Origin of the sequence: Janthinobacterium sp. 13 (assembly GCF_002749695.1) — a bacterium.
Classification (GTDB): domain Bacteria; phylum Pseudomonadota; class Gammaproteobacteria; order Burkholderiales; family Burkholderiaceae_D; genus Janthinobacterium; species Janthinobacterium kumbetense.
On the sequence record NZ_PEEQ01000001.1, the window covers coordinates 5595791 to 5610819 of the forward strand.

The following is a 15029-nucleotide window of genomic DNA, read 5'->3' on the forward strand; positions in this document are numbered from 1 at the left end:
GAAAACTCGTGAAAAAACATGTGGTTGTGTATAAAAAGCTGGCCGAACCGCTGCTGGCGCGCTTGCGCGCCGAATGCGAGGTGACGTATTTCGAGGCGATCGATGCGGGCAACCGCGCCGCCTTCGCCGCCGCCATCCGCGGCGCGCACGGCTTGCTGGGCGCCAGCGTGCGCCTGGACCGCGAATTGCTGGACCCGGCCGCCGGACTGCGCATCATTTCCACCATTTCGGTGGGCGTCGACCAGTTCGACGTCGATTATTTGCGCGAACGGGGCATCCTGCTGGCCAATACGCCGGACGTGCTGACGGAAACGACGGCCGACACGATCTTCGCGCTGATCCTCGCCAGCGCGCGGCGCGTCGTCGAACTGGCCGAATTCGTCAAGGCGGGACGCTGGACGCGCAGCGTGGGCGAAAGCCAGTATGGCGTCAACGTGCACGGCAAGACCATCGGCATGCTGGGCATGGGCCGCATCGGCCGCGCCGTCGCCCGCCGCGCCGCGCTGGGCTTCGGCATGCAGGTGCTGTACGTGAACGGCGAAGCCGTGCCCGAGGTGGAGGCGGCGCTGGGCGCGCGCCAGGTGGCGCTCGACGACTTGCTGGCAGGGTCCGATTTCGTCTGCGTGGTGCTGCCGCTGACGGCGCAGACGGAACGCATGATGGGCCGGCGCGAGTTCACGCTGATGCGCCCCGGCGCCATCTTCATCAATGGTTCGCGCGGGCGCATCGTCGACGAGGCGGCGCTGATCGAGGCGCTGCAGCAGGGCACCATCCACGGCGCCGGTCTCGACGTGTTCGAGCGCGAACCGCTGGCGCCGGACAATCCGCTGCCGCGCATGGCGAACGTGGTGGCGCTGCCGCATATCGGTTCGGCCACGCACGAAACGCGCTACGCCATGGCGCAGCAGGCCGTGGACAACCTGCTGGCAGGCCTGCGCGGCGAGCGTCCGCGCCACCTAGTGAGCCAGGGACAGTTTTCACAAGAAGATAGACAGGGCAAGACATGAAGAAGAAGGTAGTAGGGGCAATGATCATCGGCGCCGGCAGCGGCTTGTGCTGCGCGCAGTCGAACGTGGCCGTGTACGGCATCATGGACATGGGCGTGGTGTCCGAGAGCGGCGGCGCCGGCGGCAGGGTGCTCAAGGTGACGAGCGGCATCGCCAATGGCTCGCGGCTCGGTTTCAAGGGCAGCGAAGACCTGGGCGGCGGCATGACGGCCCTGTTTACGATGGATGCGGGCATCCTGGCCGACACGGGCGCTTCGGCCCAGGGCGGCCTGCTGTTCGGGCGCCAGGCCTTCGTCGGCCTGGGCGGCGCGGCGGGCACCTTGCGCCTGGGCCGCCAGTACACGTTCATCGACAGCAGCCTGGGAGCGCTGGACCCGTTCTACCTGGGTTTTGCGGGCAGGATGAGCAACGTCTTCACGGCCGGCTACATCAGCCGCGTCGACAACAGCATCACCTACAGCTCGCCCGTGCGCGGCGGCCTTTCCGGCGAACTGGCGTACGGTTTCGGCGAAGTGCCCGGTGATGCTTCGGCCAGGCGCTACACGGGCGCGGCGGCCACCTATGCCAGCGGGCCGCTGTATCTGCGCCTGGCGCACCAGGACGCCAACACCCTGTCAAGCGCGCTGGTGGCGGGCAGGGCGCGCAACACGGTGCTGGGCGCCACCTGGGACTTCGGCGTGGTCAAGGCGCATGGCGCCGTCGCCGTCAGCAAGAGCACGGCGGGCGCGGCCACCACGGTCGACAGCGCGGACCTGATGCTGGGCGCCACCGTGCCTTTTGGCCCGCACCGCGTCCTGTTCTCGTACGTGCGGCGCGACGACCGGCGCGCCGCCAACGGCGACGCTTCCCAGGTCGGCATCGGCTACACCTACGCGCTGTCGAAGCGCAGCACCTTGTACGCGGCTTACGCGCATATCGACAACCGCAACGGCGCCGCCTACGTGGTGGGCAACGCCACCGACAACGGCACCGGCAACCAGGCCTGGAACCTCGGCCTGCGCCACACTTTTTAACGGGAGAATCGAATGAAGAAAATCGGATGGATACTGGTCGGCGCCAGCACCGTGGCGCGCGAATGGATGGTCGACGCGATCCGCCAGCAGGGCGACGCGGAAGTGCTGGCCGTGGTCAGCAAGGACGCCGCGCGCGGCGCCGCTTTTGCCGCGCAGTTCGGCATCGCCGCCAGCTATACGGACCTTGAAGCGGCGCTGGCGCATCCGGGCGCGGACGCCGTGTACATCAGCACCACCAACGAATGGCACATGGCGCAGACCTTGCAGGCGGCGCGCGCCGGCAAGCACGTGCTGTGCGAAAAGCCGCTGGCGCTGAACCTGGACGACGCCCGCCGCATGGTCGACGGCTGCGCCGAAGCGGGCGTGGTGCTGGGGATTAACCACCACCTGCGCAACGCCGCCAGCCACGGCAAGGTGCGCGAGCTGATACGCGCCGGCGAGATCGGCCAGCCCCTGTATTGCCGCGTGCTGCACGCGAATAACCTGCCGCAGCACCTGCGCGGCTGGCGCCTGGACGCGCCGGAATCGGGTGGCGTCACGCTCGACATGTTCGTGCACGACGTCGACACCCTGCGCTTCCTGCTCGATGCGGAGCCGCGCCACGTCACTGCCTGCGCCACCAGCGGCGGCATGACGGTGGCCGGGCTGGAAGAGGGCCTGATGGCCGTCATCGAGTTCGACAACGGCACCCTGGTGCAGGTGCACGATGCGTTCAATGCGCCGCATTCGCTGTCCGGCGTGGAAATCATCGGCACCAAGGGCACCATCTTCGCCACCGGCGTGATGACGCAGCGCCCCGTCGGCAGCATTACCCTGACGAGCGACGGCGGCAGCATCGACATCCCCGTCGGGCATGAAAACCTGTACGTGCGCTCGGTGCGCGCCTTCCAGCGCGCCATGCGCGGCGAAGGGCAGCCTGCCGCCACTGGCGACGACGGCATGCGCGCGCTCGCCACCGCATTGGCGGCGCAGCAGGCCAGCCGCAGCCACCAGCGCGTGACCCTGGACGCCTGACGGCTGGCCGTAGAAGTAAAAAAGCCGCCTGATCGCAAGACCAGGCGGCTTTTTTTGCCTTGAAGCATCGAACGCCTGAAAAATCGTAGCGAGCGGATGGGAGTTGCGGCTAAGAAGCGCAACTGTGCTATAGCACAGTGAGCATCGCAGGCCGCAAATCGCGACGCGCAGTAGATTTTTCAGGTGTTCATCACTCTTCGCGGCGCAGGTGAGGGAACAGCAGCACGTCGCGGATGTTCGGCGAATCCGTGATGATCATCATCAGGCGGTCGATGCCGATGCCGCAGCCACCGGCTGGCGGCATGCCGTATTCCAGCGCGCGGATGTAGTCGGCGTCGTAGAACATCGCCTCTTCATCGCCGGCGTCCTTGGCGGCCACTTGCGCCAGGAAGCGGGCCGACTGGTCTTCCGCATCGTTCAACTCGGAGAATCCGTTGGCGATTTCGCGGCCCACCATGAACAGCTCGAAGCGTTCCGTGATGCCGGCCACCGTGTCGGAAGCGCGCGCCAGTGGCGACACTTCGACCGGGTAATCGATGATGTAGGTCGGTTCCCACAGCTGCGCTTCAGCCGTTTCTTCGAACAGCGCCAGTTGCAGCGCGCCCAGGCCGGCCGTGGCGAACGGCTTGACGCCGAATTTTTTCAGCTCTTCCTTGATGAATTCGGCATCGTTCAACTGCTCGGCGGTGTAGCCTGGAGCATATTTGTTGATCGCTTCGACGATGGTCAGGCGGTGGAACGGTTTTGCCAGATCCAGTTCGCGGCCGCCGTAGGTCAGGGTGGCGGTGCCGTGCGCATCGATGGCGGCCTGGCGGATGACGGCTTCCGTGAAGTCCATCAGCCATTTGTAGTCGGTGTAGGCCGCGTAGAATTCCATCATCGTGAATTCAGGGTTGTGACGGATCGACACGCCTTCGTTGCGGAAGTTGCGGTTGATCTCGAACACGCGGTCGAAGCCGCCCACGACCAGGCGCTTCAGGTACAGCTCGGGCGCGATGCGCAGGAACATCTGCATGTCGAGCGCATTGTGGTGCGTGATGAACGGTTTTGCCGCGGCGCCGCCCGGGATCGTGTGCAGCATCGGCGTTTCCACTTCCATGAACTCGTTCTTTTCCATGAAGCGGCGGATCGACGAGATGGCGGCGGTACGCGCCTTGAAGGTGCGGCGCGTCTCTTCGTTCATGATCAGGTCGACGTAGCGCTGGCGGTACTTCGTTTCCTGGTCGGCCAGGCCGTGGAATTTGTCCGGCAGCGGGCGCAGCGACTTGGTGATCAGGCGCAGTTCCGTGACCTTGATGGTCAGTTCGTCCGTCTTGGTCTTGAACAGGGTGCCCGTCACGCCCAGGATATCGCCCAGGTCATAGTGGTGCAGGGCGGCCATGGCCGCTTCGCCGGTCAGGTCCAGGGTGGCGTAGATCTGGATGCGGCCGTCGGCCTTCGGGCCGGAGGCGTCTTGCAGGGTGGCGAAAGCGGCTTTCTTGCCGGCTTCGCGCTTGAGCATCATGCGGCCGGCCAGCACCACGGTGACAGGTTCGGCTTCCAGCTCTTCGCGCGTCTTGCCGCCGTATTGCGCGTGCAGGTCGGCCGCCTTGTGCTCGGGGCGGAAATCGTTCGGGAAGGCGACGCCTTGTTCGCGCAGTGCTGCCAGCTTGACGCGGCGCTCGGCGATGATCTTGTTTTCATCGGGGGCGGCGGCTTGTTCTTGGATATCCGTAGTCATGGTGTTCTTCGTTGGTGATTATTGATGATGTGGCGCCAGCGCTGGCGCCACGCTGGCAAACAGTGCGTCGACGTCGAGTGCGGAGAAATCCGGTACGATGGCAATGACGTTGTCGAAGGCGGCAAACGCCTCGGCCGGCAGGGTGGTGGTGAGCACCACGACGCGCATGCCGGCGCGGCGCGCCGCTTCCACGCCCAGGGGCGCGTCTTCGAAGACGATGCAGTCTTGCGGCAGCGCGTCGGCCAGCAGCGCGCCTTTCAGGAAAACGTCCGGGTGCGGCTTGCCCCGTTCCACGTCGGCAGCGCCGACGATGGCGTCGAAGCGGTGGCGCAGGTCCAGGCCATCGAGCGTGAACGCGATGTTCTCGTCCGGCGCGGCCGTGCCCACCACCAGCCCGACGCCAGCCTGGCGCGCGCTGGCGATCAGCCGGTCGAAGCCAGGCACCGTGGCCAGGTGCGGGCCATACAGTTCGCGGTAGACGACTTCCTTTTCCGCCAGCAGGGTGACATGGTCGGCATCCGCGCCCAGGTACTTGGCGATGATTTCGTGTCCCTGCCGTCCCGCCGTGTCGCGGAAGAAGGCGTCCGCGTCCAGCGCATGGCCGTGGCGTTCAAAGAACGCCAGCCACGACGTCGTGTGGAAGGCCATGTTGTCGACGATCGTGCCATCCATGTCGAACAGGAAGGCGCGCTGCGCCGGAGCGGATGCGTTCATCCTTATACGCCTTGCTTGAGCGAGGCGGAGATGAAGTCGTCGATGTCGCCATCGAGCACGCCCTTGGTATTGCCCGTCTCGAAACCGGTGCGCAAGTCCTTGATGCGGGACTGGTCCAGCACGTAGGAGCGGATCTGGTGACCCCAGCCCACGTCCGTCTTCGAGTCTTCCAGCTTCTGCTGCTCGCTCATGCGCTTGCGCAGTTCATGCTCGTACAGCTTCGCTTTCAGCATTTCCATCGCTTCGGCGCGGTTGCGGTGCTGCGAACGGTCGTTCTGGCACTGCACCACGATGCCGGTCGGCGCGTGGGTCATGCGGACGGCGGAGTCGGTCTTGTTGATGTGCTGACCGCCGGCGCCCGACGCGCGGTAGGTATCGACGCGGATATCGGCCGGGTTGACGTCGATCTCGATCGAATCGTCGACTTCCGGATACACGAACAGCGACGTAAACGAGGTGTGGCGGCCGTTGGCCGAGTCGAATGGCGACTTGCGCACCAGGCGGTGCACGCCCGTTTCCGTGCGCAGGAAGCCGTAGGCGTGATCGCCCTCGACCTTCAGGGTGGCCGTCTTGATGCCGGCGACCTCGCCGTCGGACTGCTCCAGGATTTCGACCTTGAAGCCCTTGCGTTCGCAATAGCGCAGGTACTGGCGCAGCAGCATCGAGGCCCAGTCCTGGGCTTCCGTGCCGCCGGCGCCGGCCTGGATGTCGATGAAGCAGTTGTTCGGGTCCATCGGATTGTTGAACATCCGGCGGAATTCCATGCTTTCGATGACCTTGCGGATTTCCTGCACGTCCTGCTCGATCGCTTCCAGGGTCTCGTCGTCGCCTTCTTCGCGGGCCATGTCGAACAGGTCGCGGGTATCGCGCAGGTCGGCATCGGCCTTGGCGAGCGTGAAGACGATGGCTTCCAGCGCCTTCTTCTCTTTACCGAGGTCCTGGGCGCGCTTCGGATCGTTCCAGACGGTTGGATCTTCCAGCTCTTCGTTGACTTGTTCTAGTTTCTCCGACTTGACAGTGAAGTCAAAGATACCTCCGAAGTTCGGCTTCGCGGACCGTCAGGTCGTTGAGCAGGGCGGAGATGATATTGATGCGTTCGGCTTCCATAATGTTCTGGTCTTCTATGGTGAAATCAAACCCTGAATTATACGCGAGCGCGGCCGGTTTCTGATGCCGGCAGCGCCGAATCGATGCCGCACGGGGCAATAAAATGACGATTTTGCTGTATTTACGACAATATTTTTGCCTTGATAGGGGCTGTCGTGCTGCGTATGATGCTGGCGATATTGTCTTTCCAGAGGAATACATCATGCTTCAACTTCCCCGTCTCGCCCTGTTACCGCTGCTGCTGGCCGGCTGCGGCGCCTTGCCGCCCGCCGCCACGGGACCCGCCCGGTCGCCATCGGCCGCGCCGGCCGGCAGCAGCGCCACCCTGGCCCTGCTGGAGACGACGGACTTGCACGCGAATGTGCTCAGTTATGATTACTACAAGCTGCAGGCGGAACCGTCGATCGGCCTGGAACGCACGGCGGCCCTGATCGCCCAGGCGCGCGCGCAGTTCCCGAATAATCTCTTGCTCGACAACGGCGACACCATCCAGGGCACGGCCCTGGCCGACTACCAGGCATTGGTCAAGCCACTGGCTTGCGACCAGATCCTGGCCATCTACAAGGCCATGAATCTGCTGAAGGTCGATGGCGGCGGCATCGGCAACCACGAATTCAACTACGGCCTGGCGTTTTTGAGCCAGGTGACGGGCAACCGCTTCGACGTCGACAGCGTCAACGCCAGCAAACCGCGCTGCGCCGGTCCCGCATTCCCGCAAGTGCTGGCCAATGTCTACAGCGTCAAGACGGGCCAGCCCCTGTTTGCGCCATATCACATCATCGACAAGCAGATCACGGCCACCGGCCCCGATGGCAAGGCCATTACCGCCACCGTGAAGGTGGGCATCATCAGCTTTGCGCCGCCCACCATCATGGCCTGGGACAAGCGCTGGCTGGAAGGCCGCGTCTACACGCAGGGCGTGCGCGAGACGGCGGAAAAATTCATCCCCGAGATGCGCGCCAGGGGCGCCGAGCTGGTGGTGGCCATTTCGCATGGCGGCCTCGATGACAGCCCGTACTCGCCGACCATGGAAAACGGTAATTACTACCTGTCGCAAGTGCCGGGCGTGGACGCCATGCTGATCGGCCATTCGCACCAGCTGTTCCCGAATGCCGCCAGCACGGTGCCGCAATTTAATTTGCCCGGCGTCGACAAAGTCAAAGGGCTGGTCAACGGCGTGCCCACCGTGATGGCCAATTTGTGGGGCAAGCACCTGGGCGTGATCGGTTTGCGCCTGCGCCACGACGGCAAGCAATGGGTGGTCGACAAGAGCGCCACCACGGTGGAAGCGCGCGGCATCCAGAACGCGGACAAGAGTTACGTCCAGCCCGATGCAGCCATCGCCACGCTGGTGGCCGAGGAGCACGCAGCGACGATCGCCTACGTGCAGACGCCGGTCGGCGTCACGGATTTCCGCATGTCGACGTATTTTGCCGACGTGGGCGATGTGAGCGCCATCGAAGTGGTGAACCAGGCGCAAGCGGGCTACCTGGCCGCCTACGTGAAGGCGAACCTGCCGCAATATGCCAATCTGCCCGTGCTGTCGATGTCGTCCCCGTTCAAGAGCGGCTCGGCCGGCGTGTCCGACTACACGGACGTCAAGGCGGGTAACGTGGCGCTGAACAATGCGGCCGACCTGTATCTGTATCCGAACGCGCTGTACGGCGTGAAGATGAACGGCGTCGAATTGAAGGCCTGGCTGGAGCAGTCGGCGCGGCGCTTCAATACCATCGATGTCAACAAGACCGAGCCGCAGGAACTGGTCAACACGGCCCATCCGAGCTACAACTTCGATACGCTCACCAGCGCCGACGTGCGCTACCAGATCGACGTCACGCAGCCGCCGGGCCGTCGCATCCAGGGCTTGACGTTCAAGGGCAAGCCGGTGGACGCGGGCCAGGAATTCCTCATCGCGACAAATAACTACCGCGCCAGCGGCGGCGGCAATTTCCCCGGCCTCGATGGCAGCAAGACGGTGGTGGCGTCGCCCGACAACAACCGCGAACTCTTGATCGCCTACGTCACCCAGCAGAAACACCTGACGCGCGCGAAAAACGGCTCGGCGCGCAGCTGGCGCTTCGCCAGGGTTGCCACGAAAGGCCCCGTGGTCTTCCATTCCGCGCCGAACGTGATCGAGCTGGCGAAGGCGGCCGGCATCGATAACGTCACGCAGTTGAAGCTTGATGACGGTGCCGGCAAGGGCTTTGCGCTGTACCAGCTCGACCTGTCGAAATGAAGGCATGGGTGTTTGCCGTCGCCCTGGCCGTATCGCCGCTGGCATCGGCAGGGCCGGATGTCACGGCCCAGGCCAAGGTCTTGATGCGCGCGGGCGAGGCGAGCCAGCCGCAGGCGCGCGCCCTGTTCGAGCACGCGGCGGGGCAGGGCGGCGGTCCTGCCGCCTACTACCTGGGCTTGATGCACAAGAACGGCATGGACGGCCCGCAGGACAGCGCCGCCGCGTTGCGCTGGCTGGAACTGGCCGCGCAACGCGGCGTGGCGCCCGCCATGTTCATCGTGGCAAACATGCTGCTGGAGACTGACCAGGAGCAGGCGCGCTTCTGGTTGGACGCCGCCTGCGACCTGGAATACCCGGAAGCGCTGCAGCAGAAATCCGTCGCCCTGGCCGAAGGGCGCATGGGCTATGCGCACAGCGAGGAACAGGCGAACCTGTACCTGAAAATGGCCACGCATGCGATGGGGCACAGGGCCGCAGAGCCGTGATTGTCCGCCAGGTCAGGTTCGCAGGCTATTTGCAGCCTCGGCAATGGCCAGCGGGTTGCGCGACAGCAGGGCGGCGGCCAGGTCCAGCAGGCCTGCCGCCGCCTTGATGGCCGCGTGCGTGTGCCCGATGTCGGCCACGGTTTTCCTGCCTTGGTCGATGGCCGTGTTCACATTGGCCAATGCCTGCTGCGCACTCTGGTTGATCAGGTAGATGCCGTGGGCGCGGAAAAAGGACACCATCTGATCCAGGTGGCTTTCATATTGCTTGAGATCATGCAGCACGGCTGACGGCGTCGGCGGCGTGCGGTTGGTCAGCGCGATGCGCAGCTCCAGTACCTGGTTCGAGGCCTGTGCCAGCTTGTCGGCGATTTCCGTGGTTTGTTTTTCATCGAGTGCGATAACGTTGCCCATGTCCGACTCCTACCAAGGGGATGGTGAATAATTGGCGGCCTGCTTTTGCAGGGTATCGACTTGCTTGGCAAAAGTGTCCAGTTGACGCTCCAATGCCGGGTCATGCATGGACTTGGCGCGCAAGGTGCTGAGACTGTTTTGCAATTCCGTCATGGCGGCAAGATAGGCGTCGATGACCTTGCCACGCTCCTGCAGTTGCCGCCCGTCCAGGTAGAGCTTGGCCTTCAGATAGTTGCTGGTCACGGGTTCCCTGGCGGCAGCGTTGTCGAGCGAGCGATTCAGGGATGCCAGCGTCAGGCTCTCGTCGTGCAGATTGGCCTGGTAGTTTTGCTGCGCATATTTTTTCAGCGCATTGCTGATGATATAAATATCGTCTTCGCGCGCCAGCAATTCGTTGATTCCCGACTGCTGTCTTTGCTGCGTGACAATCTGGTTGATCAGTGCGCTCAGGCGCGTGACTTTGTCCAGCTGGCCGGCGTCGAGCACCGGCGCCATGCCGCCGGACTGCTGCAAGGCGCCCAGCGAACCGCCAAGGGCGCCGATCTCCTCCTTGTAGTTCGCCAGCTTGTCGTTGGCCAGCGCGGCAAGTACTTCCGCGTAGCGTTTCAATACATCGTTCAGTTCGGCTGTGCCCGCCAATTGCGCCGCATAGTCCTTGCAGCGCCGGAGCAGGTCCTGTTCCGTTTCCTGCGCAACGTAGGGGCGGTCGGTGATGATGCTGTTGCGCCGTACATTATTGGTGCAACTGCTCATGGAGTGGGTCAGCATGGGTTTGAATACTTCCGTTATCGCCACCGTCTGTCCCGCGAACTTGTCGACCGGCGTGAAGTTCTTGCAGGCGCTACTCATGCCGGCGATCAGCAGGCAGGCGCAGATGCTTGTCATGGGCTGGCGCATAGGGTCTCCATGGTAGGGAAGGGATTGCCGCCATGGCCGGTTGACCCTGGTTCAATGACCATATCACCATTGCATCGCCATACTTTTGACGCAGATCAGACATATGCATCGTGTGTCATGGTGTAGCACCTGTGTCAATTTGCGCCATATTTTCCTTACAAAAGACTGACAACAGGCCTGCAATTGCGGCTTTTCCGCATGTTGCGACGCGTCATATGTAGTTGTTGCTGGTGCATGTTTACTCACCTACAATGATTTATCGATGGGGCGGTTATCCAGCGTACGACTATAAAAATAAGTGGCATTAAAAACGTTGTATCAGAGGAGATGACAATGAATTTGAAACAGAAATTGCTCGTGGCAAGTTTGGTTTTGGGTTTCTCGCAGGCGGCAGTCGCAGCCGACCCCATCAAGATCGGCGTGTCCGGACCGTTTACGGGCGGTTCCGCGCCGATGGGCGTGTCGATGCGCGACGGCGTCAAGCTGGCCGTCGCTGAAATCAATGCCAAAGGCGGCGTGCTGGGCCGTTCCCTGCTGCTCATCGAGCGCGATGACGAAGCGAAGAACGAACGCGGCGTGCAGATCGCCCAGGAACTGATCAACAAGGAAAAGGTCGCCGCCACCGTCGGCTACATCAACACGGGCGTGGCCCTCGCTTCGCAGCGCTTTTACCAGGAAGCGAAGATTCCCGTCATGAACAATGTGGCGACGGGCTCCATCGTCACCAAGCAATTCGCCGACCAGCCGGAAAACTACATCTTCCGCAATGCCGCCAATGACACCATCCAGTCCGGCATGATCGTGCACGAGGCGATCGAAAACCGCAAGTTCAAGAAAGTGGCGATCCTGGCCGACTCCACCAACTATGGCCAGCTGGGCCGCGAAGACCTGGAAAAGGCGCTCGACAAGAAGGGTATCAAGCCCGTCGTCGTGGAAAAATACAACATCAAGGACGTCGACATGACGGCCCAGCTGCTGAAAGCCAAGCAGGCAGGGGCGGAAGTCGTGCTGACCTACGGCATCGGCCCGGAACTGGCGCAGATCGCCAACGGCATGGAAAAACTGGGCTGGAAAGTGCCGCTGATCGGCAGCTGGACCCTGGCCATGGGTAACTTCATCGACAACGCGGGCAAGAACGGCAACGGCACGCGGATGCCGCAAACCTTCATCCAGGATGCCAGCACGCCGAAGCGCAAGGCCTTCATCGACGCCTACGTGGCCGCCTACAAGCCATCGGGCGGACGCATGCCGTCGGCCGTCTCGGCCGCGCAAGGCTACGATTCCATCTACCTGCTGGCCGCGGCCATCACGCAGGCGGGCGGCACGGACGGCCCGAAAGTGCGCGCCGCGCTGGAAAACCTGAACGAGAAGGTGGAAGGCGCCGTCACGACCTACAACAAACCGTTCAGCAAGACCAACCATGAAGCGATCACGGCCGACCTGACCGTGTTTGGCGAAGTCAAGGACGGCAAGGTCGTCCTCGCGAAATAAGCCTGGCGGACAGTCGCCGCGCAGTGGCCAGCCTTGAGGAATCAGGACTGGCCATTTTTTCATCTTTCGTCTTCCGGGGAATACCATGGAAATCTTCCTGCAGCTCGTCTTCAGCGGCATCGCGCTGGGCATGATCTATGCCGTCATCGCTTTCGGCTACCAGCTGACCTTTGCCACTTCCGGCACCCTCAATTTCGGCCAGGGCGAATCCCTGATGCTGGGCGCGCTCGTGGGCCTTTCCCTGGTGGGCACCATCCACGGCGGGCCGTACATGAGCTATCTGCTGATGATCCCCATCGTCATCGTCTTCGGCGCCTTGCAGGGCGTGTTCGTCGAATGGATAGGCGTGCGGCCCGCCATCAAGATCAAGTCCGAATTCGGCTGGATCATGTCGACCATCGCGCTGGCCATCATTTTCAAGAACGTGGCGGAAAACATCTGGGGCAAGGATGACCTGATGTTCCCGTCGCCGCTGTCGGCCGCGCCGTTCCAGGTATTCGGCGCCAACGTGCAGCAGATGCAGGTGGCCGTCATCGTCGGCGCGCTGGCCATCATGCTGGCCGTGGAAGTATTCAACCGCAAATCGATCTATGGCAAGGCCGTCGTGGCGACGGCCAACGACCGCGACGCGGCCGGTTTGATGGGCATCAACACGGGCATGGTCATCACCTTTTCCTACGCGCTGTCGTCGGCCACGGCCGCGTTCGCGGGCGTGCTGGTGGCGCCGCTGACCCTGACGGGAGCGACCATGGGCGCTTCGCTGGGCTTGAAGGCGTTTGCCGTGGCCATCATCGGCGGCCTGACCTCGGGCGTGGGCGCCATCGTCGGCGGGCTGATCCTGGGCATCGCCGAGACGACCACCGGCTACTACATCTCCACCGGCTACAAGGAAGTGCCTGGCCTGCTGCTCCTGCTGCTGGTGCTGGCCATCAAGCCGTCCGGCCTGTTCGGCAAAGCCGCGATCAAGAAAGTCTGAGGACGACATGAACAAGAAAATCACCATGCTGGCGTTGAGCGCGGCGGGACTGGCCGTGCTCGCGCTGTTCCCCATCGTCATTCCGAACCCATATTACATCCACCTGGCCGAGACCATATTGATCTATGCCATCCTGCTGTTCGGTCTGGATATCGTCGTCGGCTACACGGGGCAGGTGTCGCTGGGCCACGCGGGCCTGTTCGGCATCGGCTCGTACGCCACGGGCGTGCTGGTGTTCAAGCTGGGCGCGCCGTTCTGGCTGGCCATCCCCGCCAGCATCCTGGGCGCGGCCGTCTTCGGCGCCATCCTGGCCTTGCCGGCCCTGCGCGTGACGGGACCCTACCTGGCGATGGTGACCCTGGCCTTCGGCACCATCGTGCAAATCCTGATCAATGAAATGAGCTTCCTGACGGAAGGGCCGATGGGCATCAAGATCCACAAGCCCGTCCTGTTCGGCCACAAGCTTTCCGAGGTCGAGTACTACTACATGGTCGCCGCGCTGCTGGTGATCTCGCTGGTGGTGGTGCACCGCATTTTGAAGTCGAACCTGGGCCGGGCGTTCGAAGCCTTGCGCGACAGCCCCATCGCCTCGGACTGCATGGGCGTGTCCGTGTACCGCTACAAGGTGTATGCCTTCGTCATCAGCGCCGGTTTCGCGGGACTGGCCGGCAGCCTGTATGCGTATTCGGAAGAATACATCTCGCCCAATACCTACAACTTCGAGCTGACGATATTGTTCCTGCTGGCCGTCATCATGGGCGGACGCAAGACGCGTTCCGGCGCCCTGATCGGCGCCCTGATCGTCGTCATGCTGCCCAGCCTGCTGTCGGATATCGAATTGTTCCGCAAGATCGCCGTCGGCGCCGCCGTGCTGGGCGTGATCGGTTCCATCATCATGCTGGCGAAGAAGCGCTCCACCGTGCGCGGCGTGCTCGTGCCCCTGGTGGCGACCATCGGCCTGGCCGCGTATTCGTACAAGCTGGAAAACATGGTCGACTGGCGCCTGACCATCTTCGGCCTGATGACCTTATTTGTCGTGTACTACCTGCAGGACGGCATCGTCGGCTTCCTGATGAGCTTTATCGGCAAGGGCCGGCGCCATGTGGAAGCCGTCGCCTCGCACGGCGTGGCGCCGTTTGACCACGCCCAGGGCGGGCAGCAGGGCGCGACCCTGCTGCGCGTGGAGCAGGCCCTGATGCAGTTCGGCGGCCTGAAAGCGCTGAACCAGGTGGACTTGAACGTCACGCAAGGCTCCGTGCACGGCTTGATCGGGCCGAACGGCTCGGGCAAGAGCACGATGATGAACGTGCTGACTGGGATCTACAAGCCGACGGCGGGCAAGGTGGAATTTGCCGGCGTGGTGATTTCCGGCCGCACGCCGTCCGAAATCGCCCTGGGCGGCGTGGCGCGCACCTTCCAGAACGTGCAGCTGTTCGGCGAGATGACGGCGACGGAAAACGTGCTGGTGGGCTTGCACAACACGTTCAAGTCGAACGTGCTGGACGTGATGCTGCATACGCCCCGCTACAAGCGCGAAGAGAAGGCGGCGCGCGAGCGGGCCGCCAGCATCCTGGAATTCGTCGGCCTGGCCGACCTGGCCAACGAAGAGGCGCGCAATCTGCCGTATGGCAAGCAGCGGCTGCTGGAAATCGGCCGCGCGCTGGGCCTGAACCCGCGCCTGCTGCTGCTCGACGAGCCGGCGGCGGGCCTGACGGCGCCCGACATCAAGGAACTGATGGCCATCATCCGCAAGATCCGCGAGCACGGCATCACCATCATCCTGATCGAGCATCACATGGACGTGGTGATGGCCCTGTCGGACGTGGTGACGGTGCTGGACTTCGGCCAGAAGATCGCCGAAGGCGCACCCGCGCTTGTCCAGGGCGACCCGAAAGTGATCGAAGCCTACCTGGGCGGCAGCGCCGAAACCCTGGCGCCAGCGGCGCACTGAGAGGAAG

14 protein-coding genes are annotated in these 15029 nt (G+C 63.4%); 8 read left to right on the forward strand and 6 right to left on the reverse strand.

Annotation, left to right across the window (positions count from 1 at the left end):
* Positions 1 to 8 precede the first annotated feature (8 nt).
* Genes CLU94_RS24655 through CLU94_RS24665 form a run of 3 tightly spaced genes read left to right on the forward strand, consistent with a single transcriptional unit; the run spans position 9 to position 3034 of the window.
* Positions 9 to 1007 carry a 2-hydroxyacid dehydrogenase gene (locus tag CLU94_RS24655; protein WP_099667571.1) on the forward strand — a complete coding sequence of 333 codons (999 nt, stop codon included), beginning with the start codon at positions 9 to 11 and terminating at the stop codon, positions 1005 to 1007.
* On the forward strand, positions 1004 to 2020 hold the full coding sequence (locus CLU94_RS24660) for a porin (protein WP_099667572.1): 1017 nt from the start codon (positions 1004 to 1006) through the stop codon (positions 2018 to 2020). Before CLU94_RS24655 ends, CLU94_RS24660 begins: the two co-directional genes overlap by 4 nt.
* A 12-nt stretch (positions 2021 to 2032) precedes the next feature.
* On the forward strand, positions 2033 to 3034 hold the full coding sequence (locus tag CLU94_RS24665) for a Gfo/Idh/MocA family protein (RefSeq protein ID WP_099667573.1): 1002 nt from the start codon (positions 2033 to 2035) through the stop codon (positions 3032 to 3034).
* A 190-nt stretch (positions 3035 to 3224) separates the two neighbouring features.
* Here CLU94_RS24665 and lysS read toward each other — a convergent pair whose 3' ends face one another.
* From lysS to CLU94_RS28485, 4 genes are all read right to left on the reverse strand, one after another.
* The gene (gene lysS, locus CLU94_RS24670) at positions 3225 to 4754 is read right to left on the reverse strand and encodes a lysine--tRNA ligase (RefSeq protein WP_099667574.1); all 1530 of its coding nucleotides are present in this window, start codon (positions 4752 to 4754) and stop codon (positions 3225 to 3227) included.
* A gap of 18 nt (positions 4755 to 4772) precedes the next feature.
* The gene (locus CLU94_RS24675) at positions 4773 to 5468 is read right to left on the reverse strand and encodes an HAD family hydrolase (RefSeq protein WP_099667575.1); all 696 of its coding nucleotides are present in this window, start codon (positions 5466 to 5468) and stop codon (positions 4773 to 4775) included.
* 2 nt (positions 5469 to 5470) lie between these two features.
* Positions 5471 to 6575 (reverse strand): peptide chain release factor 2 gene (prfB, locus tag CLU94_RS24680; RefSeq protein WP_139143151.1). Its coding sequence is split into 2 segments (ribosomal slippage): positions 5471 to 6493 and positions 6495 to 6575, totalling 1104 coding nucleotides; the frame shifts between segments, so codons are not numbered across the junction.
* Positions 6492 to 6779: a hypothetical protein gene (locus tag CLU94_RS28485; protein ID WP_180278539.1), complete on the reverse strand. Its 288-nt coding sequence runs from the start codon at positions 6777 to 6779 to the stop codon at positions 6492 to 6494. The genes prfB and CLU94_RS28485 overlap by 84 nt, the downstream gene beginning before the upstream one ends.
* Here CLU94_RS28485 and CLU94_RS24690 point away from each other — a divergent pair.
* Together CLU94_RS24690 and CLU94_RS24695 are read left to right on the forward strand one after the other, a co-directional pair.
* Positions 6778 to 8811 (forward strand): bifunctional 2',3'-cyclic-nucleotide 2'-phosphodiesterase/3'-nucleotidase, encoded by a 2034-nt coding sequence (locus tag CLU94_RS24690; protein WP_099667576.1) that lies wholly within the window; start codon positions 6778 to 6780, stop codon positions 8809 to 8811. The genes CLU94_RS28485 and CLU94_RS24690 overlap by 2 nt on opposite strands.
* Positions 8808 to 9296, forward strand: a complete 489-nt coding sequence (locus CLU94_RS24695) for an SEL1-like repeat protein (RefSeq protein WP_099667577.1) — start codon at positions 8808 to 8810, stop codon at positions 9294 to 9296. The genes CLU94_RS24690 and CLU94_RS24695 overlap by 4 nt, the downstream gene beginning before the upstream one ends.
* A 12-nt stretch (positions 9297 to 9308) precedes the next feature.
* Here the strand turns inward: CLU94_RS24695 and CLU94_RS24700 are convergent, their stop codons facing one another.
* Both CLU94_RS24700 and CLU94_RS24705 read right to left on the reverse strand, forming a co-directional pair.
* Positions 9309 to 9707: a hypothetical protein gene (locus CLU94_RS24700; protein ID WP_099667578.1), complete on the reverse strand. Its 399-nt coding sequence runs from the start codon at positions 9705 to 9707 to the stop codon at positions 9309 to 9311.
* A 9-nt stretch (positions 9708 to 9716) separates the two neighbouring features.
* A complete protein-coding gene (locus CLU94_RS24705) occupies positions 9717 to 10592 on the reverse strand; it encodes a hypothetical protein (RefSeq protein ID WP_143451529.1) in 876 nt (291 codons plus the stop codon).
* A gap of 345 nt (positions 10593 to 10937) precedes the next feature.
* On the opposite strand from CLU94_RS24705, the gene CLU94_RS24710 reads away from it, so the two are divergent.
* The 3 genes from CLU94_RS24710 (at position 10938) to CLU94_RS24720 (ending at position 15022) form a co-directional block, all read left to right on the forward strand.
* Positions 10938 to 12095 carry an ABC transporter substrate-binding protein gene (locus CLU94_RS24710; protein ID WP_046682990.1) on the forward strand — a complete coding sequence of 386 codons (1158 nt, stop codon included), beginning with the start codon at positions 10938 to 10940 and terminating at the stop codon, positions 12093 to 12095.
* 85 nt (positions 12096 to 12180) lie between these two features.
* Positions 12181 to 13071, forward strand: coding sequence for a branched-chain amino acid ABC transporter permease (locus tag CLU94_RS24715; RefSeq protein ID WP_034782923.1), 891 nt, complete (start codon positions 12181 to 12183; stop codon positions 13069 to 13071).
* Between the two features lie 7 nt (positions 13072 to 13078).
* On the forward strand, positions 13079 to 15022 hold the full coding sequence (locus CLU94_RS24720; protein ID WP_099667580.1) for a branched-chain amino acid ABC transporter ATP-binding protein/permease: 1944 nt from the start codon (positions 13079 to 13081) through the stop codon (positions 15020 to 15022).
* The last annotated feature ends 7 nt before the right edge of the window (positions 15023 to 15029 follow it).